Source organism: Pseudoponticoccus marisrubri (assembly GCF_001482405.1).
Lineage (GTDB): Bacteria > Pseudomonadota > Alphaproteobacteria > Rhodobacterales > Rhodobacteraceae > Pseudoponticoccus > Pseudoponticoccus marisrubri.
In genome coordinates, this window is record NZ_LPXO01000052.1 from 1 (window position 1) to 464 (window position 464).

Below are 464 nucleotides of genomic sequence, written 5' to 3' on the forward strand. Positions count from 1 at the left end.
GTGCTGTCCACGAGCAGGTTCAGCGGCCCGTCGGCGCGGCGATGTTCCAACCGGTGTTGCGGCGGCCGGTCGGCGTGTATTGCGTCCGCTGTTTGTCGGCACGGCGCTTTTTCGGAGGCGCCTTGTCCTGCTCGGCCTTGATGTGGGCGAGCACCGCGCTGAGGTGCTTGTTCTCGGTGGTCGCCGCGTGAATGACGCGCTGATCCTTGTCAAAGGCGGTGTGGGGCAGCGCCACGCCTTGCCAGGGGAACTCGAGCCGGCCGTCGGAATACTCGAAGGTGTCGATGTACTTGCCCGGCAGGCCGCGGGTGATCTCGTTTTCCTGCAGGATGATCCGCAGCCGGTCGTAGGAGAACGCCAGCTGGTCGCTGACATAGCGCTCGTCTCGCCAGCACAGGATGTCGCGCAAGCGGTGCGGCTCGACATTCAGCGCGCGATGCAGGTCATCCGGGCGGCGCGGGACC

1 pseudogene is annotated in these 464 nt (G+C 66.4%); it reads right to left on the reverse strand.

The features are described 5' to 3' along the window. Window positions 1–19: 19 nt before the first annotated feature. Window positions 20–464, reverse strand: a pseudogene (locus AVJ23_RS21940) (ISNCY family transposase); the annotation flags it as partial.